We start from the raw sequence: 15,688 nt of genomic DNA, 5'->3' as shown, positions 1-15,688 counted from the left end.
GAAGAGTACCTGCCCGGAGCACATCCGCTCAGACGTCGACCCGGTAGCTCAGCGACAGCTCGTCGCCCGCCATCCCCCGGATTCCCCAGTTCTCCTTCGGGCTCTCCAGGATCACGACTTCCAGGTCGTTGACGTCCAGCCCGAGGCGCGGCGCGACGTCGTCGTACAGCGCCGCGATCAGCGCGCGCTTGGCCTCCCGGCTGCGGCCCGCGAAGCAGACAACCTCCACGACCAGGTAGGAATCCGAGCGCGGGGCGACCAGGTCGCCGTCGTCCAGGAGGAGGAAGCGGTGGAACCGCTTGTCTGCCGGGAGCTGCCAGGTGCGCACCAGCGCCTCGTGCAGCGCGTCGGAGATCTCCGCACGCCGTTCGCCCCATACCGACCGGTTTCCGTACACCTTGACCTGGGCCATGCGCGCCAACCTACCGAGCCATCCCGCCCGGCAAATTAGGCTGGGCGGGTGATGTTGCTCCTCCCGCCCTCCGAGGGCAAGACGCCGGCGCCCGACGGCGCGGCCCCGCTCGACCTGGGCGCCCTGGTCCACCCGGAGCTCACCGAGCGGCGCGAGCAGGTTCTCGCGGATCTCGCCCGGGTCAGCGCCGGGCCCGACGCGACCACCGCCCTCGGGGTCAGCGACGGGCTCGCCGACGAGGTGGCGCGCAACACGGCGCTCCACGACGCGCCGTCGGGCCGCGCGGCGGAGGTGTACACCGGGGTCCTGTACGCGGCAGCCGGCCTGGCCACGCTGCCGGACGGCGCCGCGCAGCGCGCCCAGGCGAGCGTGCTGACCTTCTCGGGGCTGTGGGGAGTCGTCGCGCCGGGCGACCGCATCCCCGCCTACCGGCTCAGCATGGGCGTCGGCCTGCCCGACGTCGGACGGCTCGCCACGTTCTGGAAGCCCGCCCTCGCCGAGGTGCTCGACGCGCGGGCCGCCGGCGACGTCGTCGTCGACTGCCGGTCCGCGACCTATGTCGCCGCCTGGAAGCCCCGGACGACCGGGGACGGGGCCGCCGAGTGGGTGGAGGTGCGGGTGCTCCGCGAGACCGACGGCAAGCGGACCGTCGTCTCGCACAACGCGAAGCACACGCGCGGCGTGCTGGCCGGGCACCTGCTGCGCCGCGAGCACGAGGCCCGGACCAGCGAGGACGTGCTCAAGGCCGCGCAGGAGCTCGTCGGCTCCGTGATGCTCACCGAGATCGGCTCGGGCAAGGACCAGACGCTCATCGAGGCGAACCTCCTGGAGGGCAAGCCGCGCGGCCCACGGACGCTGGAGCTCGTGCTCGCGTAACCGGCCGCATCCTTCGAGGCCTGAGTTTCTTCGCTCTCCGGGGCCTGAGAGCGAAGAAAGTTTGGCCTCGAAGGATGAAGAGGCGGCCGAAACCCTGGCGCAGGAGCCCACCGACCGGTTGGATGACCGGTCATGGGGACAAGCAGCCTGACGGGCGCCCGAATCGCAGTGGCCGCGGCGTTCTTCGCCCAGGGCTTCGTCTTCATCAGCCTCACCACCCGGTTGCCCCGGTTCCTGGAGCGCTGGGGGCTCGACGAGGTGACCCTCTCCCTGCTGCTGCTCATGATGGTGCTGCTCGCCGGTGTCGGGTCGCTGGTCGCCGAGCACGTGGCACGCCGTTTCGGCAGCGCGGCCACGCTTCGGCTCGGCCTCGCGCTGATGGTCCTCGCCGTCCCGGCGCTCACGCTGGCCCCCGTCATCGGCTTCTTCGTGGGCGGAGTGGCGGTCTACGGCATCGCGCTCGGCCTGGTCGACGCCACGAGCAACATGCAGGCGGTCGACCTGGAGCACCGGTACGGGCGGCCCATCCTGCCGTCGTCGCACGGCTACTGGACCACCGGCGGCATCATCGCCACGGTGCTCGTGCTCACGACCGGCCACCTCTCCCCCACCATCGGCGCGTTCGTGGCGCTGGTCCCGCTGGTGATCCTGTTCGCGCCGTTCGTGCCACACGTCGCGGCTACGCCGCTCCTCGCCCCGGGCGTGCCGGCCGGCGGCATCACCGTCGGGCCGACGACGGCGTCACCCTCCGACGCGGCCACACAGTCGGGAGCGCCGATCCCGTGGCGGCCGATCTGGCTGGTGGGCGCCGGGCTCGTCGTGTTCTACATGGTCGACACCACCGCCGCGACCTGGGGTCCCGTCTACCTGGCGCGCTCGTTCGACGCTCCGGGGAACCTGGTCGCGCTCGCGACGTTCCCCTACCTCGTCACCTCGATAGTCGTCCGCCTGGCCGGCGGTCATCTCGTCACCCGCTTCGGCGTGGCGACGGTGCTCCGGGTCGGCGCGGTGGTGGCCTGCGGGGCGCTGGCGCTGGTCACGCTGGCCCCGACGTGGCAGGTGGCGGTGGCCGGCTTCACGGTCCTCGGCGCGGCGGTCGCCCTGGTGGCGCCGCTCAGCTTCTCGGCGGCGGGCCGGATCGCCGCGGGTACGGCGGGGACCGCGAGCGATCCTGTCGCCGGGGCATCGGCAGCACCAGCTGAGCCCGATCGAGCCCGCACCGACGCGGTCATCGCCCGCTTCAACCAGTTCAACTACGTGGGCGCGCTGCTCGGCGCCGTGCTCACGGGGCTGGTGGGGGCGGACAACCTGCGGCTCGGCTTCGCCCTGCCCGCCGTCCTGGTGCTCGCGCTGGTTCCGCTCGCGCCGGCCTTCGCGCGCGGGGCACTCAGGCACCGGTAGGGACGTTCAGCCGTCGGTCGGAACGCCGACGGCGGTCACCTCGGTGGTGCCGTCCTCCCACAGGCGCACGACCGAGAGCGAGGCGGGCGGGACGCGCAGCCGCGCCCAGTGCGACGCGGGTGCCCCCAGCGCCTGCCCGACGGCGGTGCGGATCTGCGCCGCGTGGCCCACCGTCACCACCGTGCGGTCCACGCCGCCGGCCAGCAGCTCGGTGAGCCCGTCCCAGACGCGGGCGCCGAGCTGCGCGTAGGACTCCCCGCCGGGCGGCACGAACGTGCCCGTCGAGTGCCACTGGGCCAGCTCGCCGGGCCAGCCCTGCTCGATCTGCGGCGCGGTGAGCCCGTCCCACTCCCCGAACCGGCACTCGGCGAAGCGCTCGTCGGTGGAGACGTGCAGCCCGAGCCGCCGTCCGACGGCGGCAGCCGTCTCCTGGGTCCGCGCCGTCGGCGACGCGACGAGCGCCGTCGGGCGGGGCAGGTCGGGCCAGAGGCCACCACTGCGCATCCCGCCCGTGGAACCCGCCCCGGTGCGGGCCGCGCGCCCGACCCGGAAGACGGCGTCGGCGGCCTGCGCCGCCTGCAGCCGCCCGCGTGCCGTCAGGGACGGGCCCGGGCCGTCCGACCCGGAGTACCCGCCGGCTTCCGTCAGGGCGGTCACCCCGTGCCGGACGAGCACCACGGTGAGCGGGAGGGCGCCGTCGAACCGGGTTGCCGCGGCCGGCGGACGCCGGTGCGTGTCGAACCCGGGCGCCTCGCTCATCCGGCGGCAGCGCCGGTCGTCGCGCCGGCGCCGCGCACCAGGATCCGGCCGCACTCCTCGCAGCGCACCACGGCGTCGGGGGCCGCGCTCCTGATGGTCGCCAGGTCCGCCGGCGGGAGGTCCATGCGGCAGCCGTCGCAGCGGTTGCCGTTGAGCAGCGCGGCGCCGGTGCCGCCCTGCTGCACCCGGATCTTCTCGTACAGCGTGACGAGGGCCGCGTCGAGCCCGTCGACCGCCTTGGCCCGCTCGCCCGCGATCGCCTGGATCTGCGCGTCGATCTCGGCCCAGCCGGCGTCGCGCTCGGCCTCGACCTTCGCCTTCTCGGCGACGAGCTCGCCGTTGGCGGCCTCGACCGTGGCCAGCGCCTCCTGATGCGCCTCGAGCCGCTCCATGACGTCGAGCTCGACCTCCTCCAGCGCGGCCTGGCGCGCGGCGAGCGAACGGAGCTCGTCGGTCAGCGCGACGGCATCCTTGGCGCCAACACCGCCCGAGTCGAGCCGCTTCTGGTCGCGGTCGGCGCGGTTGCGGACCTGCTCGACGTCGGACTCCGCCTTGGTCAGCTCTCGCTTCAGGTCGGCCACCCGGGTGCGCGACTCGACGAGCGAGGCACGCAGGTCCGCGATCCGGCCGTCGAGCTCCGTCAGCGTCGCGAGCGCGGGAAGGTTCTTGCGCTGGTGGGCGAGCTGCTGGACACGGGTGTCGAGCGCCTGGACGTCCAGCAGCCTGCGCTGGTCTTCGAGTGGTGCAGTAGCCACGAGGGCGTCCTCTCGGTCGGGTTCTGGGGGCTGTCCAACGCTACCTCGCGCATGCCCGCGCGGAAGCCACTCCGGTGGCCGCTCAGCGGGTGGTCTCGGAGCGCGCCCCGCAGATGGCTCAGCGGGACGGGACCTGGCCCGTCCAGGGGTCGGTCACGAGCTCGCTGACGCGCGCCTCGATCGCGAGCCCGTCCGCCGCGAGCGCCGCGGCAAGGTCCTCGACGGCGTAGCGCAGCCAGGGCCACTCGCTCGCGTAGTGGGCGGTGTCGACGAGGAACGGGGTGCCGGCAGGTCCGTCGGTCCCGGCGGCGCGGGCCTCGAACTCGGCCCGTTCGCGCAGCTCGGAGGCGGGGTGGTGGCGCAGGTCGGAGGTGACGTAGACGTCGGCGTCGGCCGCGCGGACGGCGTCGAAGTAGCCGTCGCCGGAGCCGCCGAGGACGGCGGCGGTGGTCACTGTCGCGTCCGGGTCGCCGGAGAAGCGGATGCCCTGCGCGGTGGCGGGCAGCGCTGCCGCGACGCGGCGGGCGAAGTCGGCGAGGGTGGTGGGCTCGGCGAGGCGTCCGACGCGGCCGATGCCGCGGCCGACCTCGTCGACGCCCGGCGCGGCGGCGCTCACCTCGAGGGGGCGACGGTCGGTGATGCCGACGAGGTCGGCGAGGGCGTCCGCGACGCCGCGCGGGGCGGCGTCGGCGTTGGTGTGCGCGACGTGCAGGGCGCACCCGCCGGTCAGCAGCCGGTGCACCACGGAGCCCTTGAAGGTGGTGGCGGCCACGGAGCTCACGCCGCGCAGGAACAGCGGGTGGTGCGTGACGAGCAGGTCGGCACCCCAGTCCAGGGCCTGGTCGACGACGGCGGTGACCGGGTCGACCGCGAACAGCACCTTGCGCACGGGGACGGCCGGGTCGCCGGCGACCAGGCCGACGGCGTCCCAGCCCTCCGCCGTCGACGGCGGGTAGAGGCCGTCGAGGGCGCGCACGACCTGGGCCAGCGTGGGGGCTGTGGTGCCGGACGGTTCGGGTGACGGGTCTGGCGCGGGAGTGTCGCTGCTGCTCACGCATCGCAGCGTAGTACGGGGCCCTCCGCCGGGCCGTGCACCGGGTGAGGGGTTCGTGGTGGCGTCGTTCCGCGGGCGCGGACGGCTTAGGCTCGTACCGTGACCGAGCCAGCACCCCGCATGAACGTCGAGTCGTTCAACCTTGACCACCGCGCCGTGGCCGCCCCGTACGTGCGCCTCGCCGACCGCAAGGAGCTTGCGGCCGGGGGCGTGCTCGTCAAGTACGACGTGCGGTTCACGCAGCCCAACGTCGCGCACCTCGAGATGCCTACCGTGCACTCGCTGGAGCACCTCTTCGCGGAGCACTCGCGCAACCACTCCGACGCCGTCCTGGACTTCTCCCCCATGGGCTGCCAGACCGGCTTCTACCTGATGCTGCAGGGCGAGCCCCCCTACGAGGAGGTGCTGCGCCTCATCGAGGCGACGATGCGCGACATCGTCTCCGCGACCGAGGTGCCCGCCGCCAACGAGGTGCAGTGCGGCTGGGGCGCGAACCACACCCTGGCCGGCGCGCAGGAGGCCGCTTCCGTGTTCCTGTCGGCGCGCGGCGTCTGGTCGCAGGTGTTCGCCGCCGACGCCACGGGCGAGGCCTCGGCCGCCGACGCCGCGGCCCGGGACGCAGCCGCCCGCGCGGCGGCCGCACACGACGCGGCCACCGAGCAGTGAGCGCAGGAACCCCCGTCGCCGTCGTGCTCGTCGCGATGGACGACGAGGCCGCGCCCTTCCTCGACCTCGCGTCCGAGGTGGGCGAGCCGGAGCGTGTCGGTCGGGCCGAGTTCCGGGAGGTCACGCTCGCCGGTCAGCCGGTCGTGCTGGTGCGCAGCGGTATGGGCTTCGTCAACACGACGGCCGCGGGCACGAGCGCGATCCTCCGCCACGGCGCGGACACGCCGCTGATCAGCGCCGGCAGCGCCGGCGGGCTCGGCAAGGACGTCGCGGTCGGCGACGTGGTGCTGGGCTCGCGCCTCGTCAACGCGGACGCCGACGTACGCGCCTTCGGGTACGTGCTCGGTCAGGTGCCCGGCATGCCCGAGGCGTACGACGCCGCGCCGCGCCTCGCCGACGCCGTCCGGCAGGCCGCCGCGACCGTCGCCGGCCAGGTGCTGCGCGAGGGCACCATCGGCTCGGGCGAGAAGTTCGCCACCGCCGACCTGGCGCTGCGGCTCCGCGCGGACTTCCCCGACATGCTCGCCGTCGACATGGAGTCGGCGGCGCTCGCGCAGCTGTGCCACAACTTCGGCACCGACTTCGTCTCGGTGCGAGCCGTCTCGGACCTCTGTGCGCCCGACGGCACCGAGTTCCTCACGCACGTGGACGACGCGGCGCTGCGCTCGGCGCAGGTGGTCGCGACGGCGGTCGGCCTGCTCGCGGGCTGAGCGCGCGCGACCGGGCTCAGCCCTTGCCGTCCGCGTAGCTCTCCGTGACCGCGACGCTGAGCGGAAAGTCCACCGGGAAGTCGCCGAAGAGCAGGCGCCCTGCCTCCTCCGCGGCGGCGCGCACCTCGCGCGTCACCTCCTCGGCGAGTGCTGCCGGTGCGTGCACCACTACCTCGTCGTGCAGGAAGAACACCAGGTGCGGACGCCTGTCGAACGGCACCGGCGCCAGCCCTGGCGTGGCCCCGGCGGAGGCCTCCCCCATCGCCCAGAGCCGGCGCCGGATGGACGCGATCCAGCACAGCGCCCACTCGGCGGCGGTGCCCTGGACCACGAAGTTCCGGGTGAACCGTCCCCAGGACCGGGTCTGGCTGCGGGCGCGTGACTGGGCGTCGGCACCGGCGTCCTCGTCGAACGCGGAACCCTGGACGGCGGCCCACGAGTCGCCGGGCAGCGGGGAGCTGCGGCCGAGCCGCGTCGTCACCCGCTCACCCCGCTCACCTGCCCGCGCCGCCCGCTCGACCAGGTCGATGGCCTGCGGGAACGCGCGGGCCAGCCGCGGCAGCACCTGTGCGCTGACGCCCGTGGTGCCCCCGTACATGGCGCCGAGCATGCCGACCTTGGCGTGCTCGCGGGACTCGACGGCGCCCGTCGCGACGATGCCCGCGTACATGTCGGTGTTCGCGCCGTCCTTGCTGCGCCCCGCGGCGGCCATGCGCTCGTCGCGGGCCAGCGCCGCCAGCACCCGGGGCTCGAGCTGAGCGGCGTCGGCGACGACGAACGTCCAGCCCGGATCGGCGGTCACCGCCCGCCGGACGTTGTGGGGCAGCGACAGCGCACCGCCTCCCGTGCTGGCCCAGCGGCCCGTGACCACCCCGCCGACCACGTACTCCATCCGGAACCGGCCGTCCGGCGCCCAGGTGTCCAGCCAGTTCCAGCCGTTGGCGGTGTAGAGACGGTAGAGGCCCTTGTACTCGAGGAGCGGGGCGATCACCGGGTGATCGAGCTTCTCCAGCTCCCACTTGCGCAGGCTCCGGGCGCCCACGCCCGCGTACTCCATGGCGCGCAACAGGTCCGGGTGGGAGTCGGGGTTGAGCGTCGGCGGAGCGTCGATGGCCTCGCGGATCCGGTGGGCGAGCGCCTCGAGCTTCGCCGGACGCAGGCCCGGCCGGGGCCGCGGGCCGAGCGCCTCCGTGAGGATCTCGTCGTGGATGTCACCGCGCCACGGCAGTCCGGCATGGTGCATCTCGGCGGCCGCGAGCGCCCCGGCCGACTCGGCCGCGAGCAGGAGCCTCAGGCGGCCGGGTTCGGTGCTGTCCTTGAGCGCCGCGAGCTGGGCGGCCAGCTCGGCGGCGGGGTCGAGGGTCTCGCCGTTCCCCTGCCTGCCGCTTGGCGCGTCCGGGCCGCTCGGCCGCTCGTCGCCCTCTCGCCGGCTGTTCCGGTCGGTCCCGGACCGGGTCGTGGGCGCGGCGATCTCGCCGAGGTCGAAGAGCGGTTCGGCGCCGGGGTGCCGGTCGGGCCGGAGCAGCGCGGCCGCCGTCGGCCCGCCCGGCGGCGGGACGGGCACGAGGCGGTCCCACGCACCGGGGCCCGCCTCGGCGAGCGCGGTGCGAGCCGAGAGCACCGACGTGCGGAGGACCGCGTGCGCGAGGCGCAGGTCGTGCGCCCGGTCGACGCGGACGCCCTCGGCGAGCAGGGCCGGGTACCAGTTGTTGGTGTCGTCCCAGGTCCAGCGGACCTGGGACGACTCGTCCGTGCTGACCTCGTCGGCCAGGCCGGCGGGGTCGATGACGCGCGGCTCCCCCGCGGGCGCACCGGAGTCGGAGACCGGCCGTAGGCCGGTGCCCGAGGGTTCCCGCGAGATCACCGTGTGCATGGGCTCAGTCTGCACCGGCCCTCTGACACTCGACCTGACACCCGGCGGCGGGCCGGTCAGCCCGCGACGTCCGCGACCGCCCGGGCCCTGCCCACCACGAAGGCGGCGTGCAGCACCGTCGACGGGGTCAGCTCACCGCCGAGCAGCCCGCCGGCCGTCCGCTCCAGCGTCGCGAGCCCGAGATCCCTGGCCAGGGCGCGCGCCTGCTCGACGTCGGACCGCTGCCGTGCCGTGAGCACCGGACGTCCCGTCGCCGCCGCCGCGACGAGGACGTCGCCGAGCAGCAGCGTCACCCGGCGCACCGGGGTCGGGGGCGCGGCCACCGACCGGACGGTCCTGGCCGACGCCGCCTGTGCCCTCAGCTTGCGGATGCGCCGGCGCCAGAAGTCCCAGTGGCTGCTCTCGAACGTCCAGGCCGGTGTGATGGTGGGGCTGACCAGCCGGATCGCACCCTTGTCGCGCACGAACAGGCCTACCGGCTCGTCCCGGTCCTCGCGACGCTCGATGGTGACCGCGACCAGCATCGACCTGACGGAGAGCAACGTCTGTACCGCCTGCTCGCTCGTCACGGGCAGGCGCAGCGCGCGCTCCTCGCCGTCCGACGTGACGATCGTGAGCGTCAGCTCCTGCCGCACCTCGTCGATCCCGATCTCGCCGACGTCGCGGACCAGCACGAGCCGCACGTTCGCCGGGCGGCGGCCGAACCCGACGACGTCGCGCGGTGCCACCCCGGCGCCCGTCCGTTCCGCGATCTGCTGGAGCTCGGCCAGGTCGAACCCGTCGCCGTCCAGCCGATGGACGACCGGGGTCCCGCCCGCGCCCAGGGTGCCGTCGGGCTTGGCCCGCACCGCGGTCAGCGTGAAGGCGCCCTCGCACAGCGTGCTCAGGGACCGGCCCCACAGCAGCGGGCTGGTCCAGCTGCGCTGAAAGCCCGGGTCGGTGCCCGACGCACGGCCTGTCACGACCTGCCGCACCTGACCGGCCTCCGTCCCGGAGGTCGCGACCGCCTGGCTGTCCCAGCCCAGGTAGGCGAGCCCTCGCGAACCGCTCGGCGAGTTCCACCACCGGGCTCCGAGCGGCACCCACCGCGCGACGTCCACCTCTTCGGCGTCGGTGCTCCTCCCGGCTCCCGTGGGCTTCGCGTCGTCCTCCCCGCCGGCGAGGTTGTTGCCGCTACCCGTGTCCAGGGCGCGCTGCAGCACCTCGCCCATCGCCCAGACCTCGGCGAACGAATCGAGCAGGTCGGCCTCGGTGACGGCGTCGTCCCGCCCGGCCAAGCCGCTGACGAAGCCTGCCGTCACCCGCAGCAGGCCGACGAACCGTACGCCGCCGACCTGGGTGGGCTCTACCTGCTCGAACCCGGCCAGGCGTACCCGGCCGGCCAGCGCGAGCAGGGACTCGGCGTCGTCCGGACCGAGGTGGGACAGGCCGCCCGACATGAGCCGTCCTACGACGTCGCGCACCTCCGCGAGCGCCTCCCGGCGACGCCGCAGCACCGCCTCGGACGGCCCGCGTGCGGCCGCCGTCCGCCGGGTCTCGGACGCCGTCGCGGCCCCGGCCGCGCTCTCCGGCCCGGGGCCGGAGGTCCTGGGCAGCGACTGCGGGACGACGGGGTCCGCACCCTGCGCCGGCGCATCGGGCGCGACCTCGGCGGCCCACAGGCAGGCGGTCAGGACGTGCTGGCACACCCCGGCGGTCGGGCAGTCGCAGGAGACCGCGGCCGGTCCGCGGCCGTCCACCCGGACCGACGCCCCGGACACGCCGAGCACCGCGCCCTTGGGATCGTGGGACAGCTCGGTCACGCCGTCCTTGGCCGCGAAGTCCTTGCGGGCGCGGCGCAGCAGCCCGGCGTTGCCGAGCGCCTTGAGCGCGTCGTCGTCCAGGCCCGCGTACGGGGCGGCCCAGGCGAAAGTTCTCTGCACACTCGTGGGCTCGCTCATGAGAGCACCTCTCCCAGCCACTCGGCGAACCGTTCAGGGGTGAGCGCGGCGACCTCCATGCCGCACTCGGCGAGGTGCCTGGCGGTGCCCTGGTCGTAGACCGGCTCCGCCGCCTCGTCCAGGGCGGCGAGCCCCAGCATCGTCACGCCCGACGACGCCATCCGGCGCACCGTCGACAGGAGACTGGACACGGAGCCACCCTCGTAGAAGTCGCTGACCAGCGCGACCACCGTGCGCGACGGGTTGCGCACCTGCTGCTCGGCATGGCGCACCGCCCGTGCGATGTCGGTGCCGCCGCCGAGCTGTGCGGTCATCAGCACGGTGACCGGGTCGTCGGCCACGTGCGACATGTCCACGACGGACGTGTCGAACAGGTAGAGCTGCACGTTGATGCCGGGCAGGCCCGAGAGGATCCCGGCGCAGACGGCGGAGTACAGCAGCGACGGCGCCATCGAGCCGGACTGGTCGACGAGCAGGATGACGTCCCAGGTCAGCGTGCGCCGGGCCCGGGACGAGAAGCGGACGTCCTGCACCGTCATGCGGCCGTCGGCGTCGACACGGCCGAGGTTGGCGCGCAGCGTGCGCTTCCAGTCGAAGTTCCGCGCCACCCGGTGCATCGACCGGCGTGACCGGTCGATCCGGCCGTTGACCGCCGTGGTGAACCGGGTACGCAGCCGCTTCACGATGTCCTCGACGACGCGCTGGATCACGCGGCGCAGGCCTGCCGCGGCCTGGTCGTTCAGTGCGCCGCGCACCTGCAGCATCGCGACGGCGAGCTCGCGCGAGGGTTCCAGCGTCTCGAGGGCGGTGTCGTCCTGCAGCAGCTCGGTGAGGCCGTACCGGCTCACCGCGTCGACCTGCATGCGCTCGAAGGTCTCGCGCGGGAACAGGCTGCCCGCCTCGTTGAGCCAGCCGAGCGCGGTCACGTCGACGCCGTGCGGCTGGGACCCGCCGAGGCCGGCGCCCCTGCCCGGCCGCCCCGAGCCGTCCCCGCCCTGGCCGACGCGGTGGCCGCGCGACGTGTACTCGCGGTCGTACAGGTACCGGAGGGACCTCTCCAGGCCGTCGTCCTGCTGCCCCACCGAGAGCTGGTCGGCCGCGTACCGGCCGAGCACGAGCCGCCAGCGACGGGCTGCCTCGTCGTCGGAGATCGACGTCGCGGGTTCGGTGGTGGCGGGTTCGGTGGTGGCGGGTTCGGTGGTGGCGGGTTCGGTAGTGGCGGGTCCAGGCGTCCCGGAGCCGGTGGTGCTCATGCTTCTCCTCGTGTCGTATCGGCTCCGGGGCCGCCGCCCCAGTGGGCCAGCCCGTCCCGCTCCAGCACCGCCGCCAGCTCGTGGTCGAGGGCCAGGCCGGCCGCCAGGTCCGCCTCGGACAGCGCGACCCGCACGTCCACCTGGTCCACCCGAGCGCCGGTGCGCTCGGCCACCCGCTTCGCCAACCGGTGCGTCTCGGTGGGGCGCAGCCAGGTGAAGGCCCGCCGCAGGTCCGGCAGGACGGCCAGGAACGCGTCGCCCTGAAGCGCGCGCAGGGCGTCGTCGACGGCGTCGAACATCTCCGGCGTGTGCAGGATCAGGTCCGGGGCCGCGCGCATCACGCCGCCCAGGAACCGCACCGCGGTGCCCGGGTCCGCGCCGGCGGTCAGGGCGCCGCGCACCCGGGTGACCAGGACGTCGTCCGGCACCTCGCCGTCGGTGAAACCCAGGGCGAGCAGGGCGCCCGCCACGGCCGGCGCGGTGCTCCGGTCGTCCCGCAGGCGGGCGAGCTCGCGCACGACGGCGGTGCGGTTCTCCGCGCCGGTCCCCCCTTGGTCGCCGTCACCCGCTGCCGCCGCGTCCCGGAGCAGGGAGCGGAGGTCGATCAGCGTGCCGATGGCGGCGTCCTCGTCCTCGGCGCGCGTCCTGCCCAGGTCGCTGACCAGGTAGGCGGCCGTGGCGAGCGCCTGGCTCACCAGGTCGAGCAGCTCGTGAGCGTGCTCCTCGGCGCCGAGCTCGACCCGGGCGTGCCACAGGCCGAGCAGACGCCGGGCACCCGACACCACGGAGCTCAGGTCGCGGTCGGTGTCCAGGGTGGTGCGCAGCAGCGAGACGATCCGGGGCAGATGTGCGCCCATCCCGATGACGAGCGTCTGCGCGACGAGCTGGGCGAGGGCGTCGACGGTCGCGGCGCCGGCTCCGGTTCCGGCGCCCGCTCCGGCCCCGGTTCCTGTGCCCGCGAGCCGGGCCTCCGCCTCGTACAGCCGCGCGACCGCTACCGCGTCCAGCGTCGCGCCGAGGTGCACCATCTCCACCAGACGCGCCTCGACGAGGGGCGTCCAGCAGTACTGCCACTCCTCGGTGATCAGGCCGAGCCCGCGGCCCGCCACGTGGTCCGGGCCGGAGACGAGCTGCCCGAAGCCGGCCCCCACGAAGTCGAGCAGCGCCAGCACCTGGCGCTTCGCCCGGTGGGACGCCGTCCGGCGCGCGTCGAGACGGGTCGTCCGCGGTACCGAGTCGTCGATGACGAGCCGCACGGCCCGCACCCGGTCCCGGACGTCCCGCACGAGGGGCGGCGACGCGCTGCCCGGCGGCACGTCGCCGAGCGACCGGCCGCCGAACACCTCGGCGATGGCGAGCCCCAACGGCCGTTCGGGCTCGCCCGGCCCGCCGACGCCGCCGTCGTCCTGGACGTAGCAGGACCGGACCGCGTCCAGCAGGTCCGTGCGGCACGGGAAGCTGCGTTCGCGCAGCTCCGCGAGCCGGACGGCGGACTCGGCCGCCGCGCCGACCTGCGGCAGGCTCACCCCGTGACCGCGGCCGGCCGCGCTGCGTGCGACGTCGACCAGGACCTCCGTGGCCAGGGCGCGGGCACCGACCGGACCGGCCGGCGCCGGATGCGGCACGGACTCCGGCGCCAGGCGCAGCTCCCGGAGGTGCGCCGCGTACAGCCGCTCGTAGTAGCCGGGCGACGGCATGCCCGCGCCGTAGCCGCGCAGCCCGTCGAGCCGCTCGTGGTCGTAACGGACCAGCCACGCCTCACCCTGCGCCGGCGGGCCGAAGCCGCCCTCGGGCTGCCGGTCGCGGACCGGCGCGCCCTCTGGCGCGCCGGACAGCGCCTCGACCAGCGCGAGCGTGTGGAACGCGCCGGTCACCACGAGCACCGGGCCGGCTGCACCGTCGGTCGGGTGATCAGCGGAGAGCCGATCGACGGTCTCGGCGACCCTCGCCGCCATCCGCGCCTCGCGGTCCAACGAGCCCTCGCCGGCGAGCACGCCCTCCTCGTAGTCGAGACGCGCGAGCGCCGACCACGCGAACACGTCGTCGAACACGGTCCGCCAGTCCGCCAGCTCAGCGCTCGCCCGGGCCTCGAAGAGCTGGTCCCAGACCTCGTCGTGATCACGGCAGCCGAGGCGACGCGCGAGCGCGGCGATGGCCTCCGAGTGCGCCAGGTACCGCTCGGACATGAGGGTCCGTGCGAAGGGGTCGGGCCGCGCGGTGCCGCTCCCGGCGCCGTTCTCGATCTCGCCTACGCCGTCCTGGCCCGGCGCGGCAGAACCGGAGAGCGCCCGCTCGGCGGCGGACCGCTCGCCGAACGAGCGGTCGACGAACGCGAGCTCCGCACCGACGGCGTGGCCGGCGCGCAACGCGACCCACTCCGGGGAGAAGGACGCGAGCGGGTAGAAGCCGGCGCCCTCCGGCTCGTCCTCGGCGGCGCGGGCCTTCGCGCCGCCGACCGTACCGGAACCGGCGCCCGACCCCCCGAGGCTCAGCACCGCGATCGGCGGCCGCGTCTCCTCGTGCAGCAGGTCGGGGATGAGCCGCGTGAACTCCTCCGGCCCCTCGATGAGGACGGCCGCCGGGCGCAGCTCCTCGATCGCCGCGCGCACCGCCACCGCGCACGCGGGGCTGTGGTGCCGCACGGGCGCGAAGTGGATACCGCGCTCGTCACGCAGCCTGCCGACGGCGGCAGCGGCCGCGCGCACGCGCTCGGGCGCCAGCTCCCAGACGGCGTCCGTGCGCCGGCCCGCGCCGACGCCCGACGCGACGCCACCGCTCAGCGCCGTACCGTTCACCGCCACAGCGGCTCTGCCGCCGTGAAGAACGCCTTCCAGCGCTTGTCGTTCCGGGCGCGCTCGCGCACCACGTTGTCGACGTAGTGCCGCAGCCGGCGCGCGTCCTCCTCCTCGCCCTTGAGCGCCACCCCTGAGATCTGGCGCGCGACCTCCGCCGCGGTCACCGTGCCGTCGCCGAGGTACCGCGCCTCCAGGGACGCGGCGACGGCGACGTTGACGGCCTCCGCCGTCGACATGACCGTCTCGGGCCGCTTCACGGGCGCGCCCTCGCGCGTGCTGCCGGTCCGCAGGTCCTGGAACACGGTGACGAGCACCTCCAGGACGTCCAGCGGCACGGCGGGCCTGCCGCTGTCCGGCCCGAGCTCCGCCTCGAGCTGGTGCTGCACCAGCTCGATCTCGAACGCACGGTCGCGCACCGGGGCCACGGTCTCGAAGCTGAACCGGCGCTTGAGCGCCGCCGACATCTCGTGCACACCACGGTCCTTGAGGTTCGCCGTGGCGATCACGGTGAAGCCGGGCCGGGCGGCCACGCGGGCGTCGGGCCCGAGCTCGGGGACCATGAGCTGCTTCTCCGACAGGATCGACACGAGCGTGTCCTGGATCTCCGGGGCACAGCGCGTGATCTCCTCGAAGCGCACGACCCGGCCCTCCCGCATGCCGGTGCAGACCGGCGAGGGGACGAGCGACCGCTCGCTCGGCCCCTCGGACACCAGGAGCGCGTAGTTCCACGAGTAGCGCACGTGGTCCTCGGTGGTCCCGGCGGTGCCCTGGACCGTCAGGGTCGACGTGCCCGACACGGCCGCGGACAGCAGCTCCGACAGCATCGACTTCGCCGTGCCCGGCTCGCCCACCAGCATCAGGCCCTGCCGCCCCATCAGCGACACGACCGCGCGATCCACCAGCGGGTCGTCGCCGTAGAACTTGCGCCGCACCCCCAGCTCCTCGGAGCCGATGATGAACGCCCGCACGGCCCGCGGGCTCAGCCGCCAGCCAGGCGGCCGCTCGTGGCCGCGCTCGGTGTCCCAGGCGTCGAGCGCCGCGAGCTCGCCGGCGTAGCGGACCTCGGCAGGCGGGCGGATATCGGCCGGGGTGGCGGTCTCAGTGATGGTCATGACTTCCTTCGGTACTCGCATCTTGCGGTGCTGGGTGGATGGCTGGGTGGATGGCTGGGACGGCACGGCTCGGGCAGCGACG

At 74.8% G+C, this 15,688-nt stretch carries 12 protein-coding genes and 1 pseudogene; 4 read left to right on the top strand and 9 right to left on the bottom strand.

Translation table 11 applies throughout. From position 1 onward, the window contains the following. Positions 1-28: 28 nt before the first annotated feature. On the bottom strand, positions 29-412 hold the full coding sequence (locus ACNYC2_RS06675) for a tautomerase family protein (protein ID WP_419706273.1): 384 nt from the start codon (positions 410-412) through the stop codon (positions 29-31). Positions 413-460: 48 nt separating this feature from the next. Here ACNYC2_RS06675 and ACNYC2_RS06670 point away from each other — a divergent pair, with 48 nt between their 5' ends. Continuing rightward, positions 461-1,288 carry a YaaA family protein gene (locus ACNYC2_RS06670; protein WP_419706272.1) on the top strand — a complete coding sequence of 276 codons (828 nt, stop codon included), beginning with the start codon at positions 461-463 and terminating at the stop codon, positions 1,286-1,288. A 132-nt stretch (positions 1,289-1,420) separates the two neighbouring features. After that, the gene (locus ACNYC2_RS06665; protein WP_419706271.1) at positions 1,421-2,689 is read left to right on the top strand and encodes an MFS transporter; all 1,269 of its coding nucleotides are present in this window, start codon (positions 1,421-1,423) and stop codon (positions 2,687-2,689) included. A gap of 6 nt (positions 2,690-2,695) precedes the next feature. Here ACNYC2_RS06665 and ACNYC2_RS06660 read toward each other — a convergent pair whose 3' ends face one another. The 3 genes from ACNYC2_RS06660 to ACNYC2_RS06650 form a co-directional block, all read right to left on the bottom strand. Then, positions 2,696-3,448, bottom strand: a complete 753-nt coding sequence (locus ACNYC2_RS06660) for a histidine phosphatase family protein (RefSeq protein WP_419706270.1) — start codon at positions 3,446-3,448, stop codon at positions 2,696-2,698. Next, on the bottom strand, positions 3,445-4,203 hold the full coding sequence (locus ACNYC2_RS06655; RefSeq protein WP_419706269.1) for a zinc ribbon domain-containing protein: 759 nt from the start codon (positions 4,201-4,203) through the stop codon (positions 3,445-3,447). The genes ACNYC2_RS06660 and ACNYC2_RS06655 overlap by 4 nt, the downstream gene beginning before the upstream one ends. Positions 4,204-4,321: 118 nt before the next feature. Beyond that, positions 4,322-5,257 carry a Nif3-like dinuclear metal center hexameric protein gene (locus ACNYC2_RS06650; protein WP_419706268.1) on the bottom strand — a complete coding sequence of 312 codons (936 nt, stop codon included), beginning with the start codon at positions 5,255-5,257 and terminating at the stop codon, positions 4,322-4,324. A gap of 120 nt (positions 5,258-5,377) precedes the next feature. Between ACNYC2_RS06650 and ACNYC2_RS06645 the strand changes: the two are divergent. Together ACNYC2_RS06645 and mtnN are read left to right on the top strand one after the other, a co-directional pair. Next, a pseudogene (locus ACNYC2_RS06645) lies at positions 5,378-5,827 on the top strand (S-ribosylhomocysteine lyase); the annotation flags it as partial. Positions 5,828-5,919: 92 nt separating this feature from the next. Further along, positions 5,920-6,633 carry a 5'-methylthioadenosine/S-adenosylhomocysteine nucleosidase gene (gene mtnN, locus ACNYC2_RS06640; protein ID WP_419706267.1) on the top strand — a complete coding sequence of 238 codons (714 nt, stop codon included), beginning with the start codon at positions 5,920-5,922 and terminating at the stop codon, positions 6,631-6,633. Positions 6,634-6,649: 16 nt separating this feature from the next. Here the strand turns inward: mtnN and ACNYC2_RS06635 are convergent, their stop codons facing one another. From ACNYC2_RS06635 to ACNYC2_RS06615, 5 genes are read right to left on the bottom strand one after another with little or no spacing between them, the layout of a single operon-like run. Beyond that, the gene (locus ACNYC2_RS06635; RefSeq protein ID WP_419706266.1) at positions 6,650-8,506 is read right to left on the bottom strand and encodes a bifunctional 3'-5' exonuclease/DNA polymerase; all 1,857 of its coding nucleotides are present in this window, start codon (positions 8,504-8,506) and stop codon (positions 6,650-6,652) included. A gap of 56 nt (positions 8,507-8,562) precedes the next feature. Next, positions 8,563-10,446 carry a hypothetical protein gene (locus tag ACNYC2_RS06630; protein WP_419706265.1) on the bottom strand — a complete coding sequence of 628 codons (1,884 nt, stop codon included), beginning with the start codon at positions 10,444-10,446 and terminating at the stop codon, positions 8,563-8,565. Beyond that, positions 10,443-11,699 carry a VWA domain-containing protein gene (locus tag ACNYC2_RS06625; RefSeq protein ID WP_419706264.1) on the bottom strand — a complete coding sequence of 419 codons (1,257 nt, stop codon included), beginning with the start codon at positions 11,697-11,699 and terminating at the stop codon, positions 10,443-10,445. The genes ACNYC2_RS06630 and ACNYC2_RS06625 overlap by 4 nt, the downstream gene beginning before the upstream one ends. Next, complete coding sequence (locus ACNYC2_RS06620; protein WP_419706263.1) at positions 11,696-14,494, bottom strand: DUF5682 family protein; 2,799 nt, start codon at positions 14,492-14,494, stop codon at positions 11,696-11,698. Before ACNYC2_RS06620 ends, ACNYC2_RS06625 begins: the two co-directional genes overlap by 4 nt. Next, positions 14,491-15,606, bottom strand: coding sequence for an ATP-binding protein (locus ACNYC2_RS06615; RefSeq protein ID WP_419706262.1), 1,116 nt, complete (start codon positions 15,604-15,606; stop codon positions 14,491-14,493). The genes ACNYC2_RS06620 and ACNYC2_RS06615 overlap by 4 nt, the downstream gene beginning before the upstream one ends. Between the last annotated feature and the right edge of the window lie 82 nt (positions 15,607-15,688).

It is taken from the genome of Promicromonospora sp. NFX87 (assembly GCF_048564965.1).
Classification (GTDB): Bacteria; Actinomycetota; Actinomycetes; order Actinomycetales; family Cellulomonadaceae; genus Promicromonospora.
This window is presented reverse-complemented; position numbering and strand designations above follow the sequence as displayed.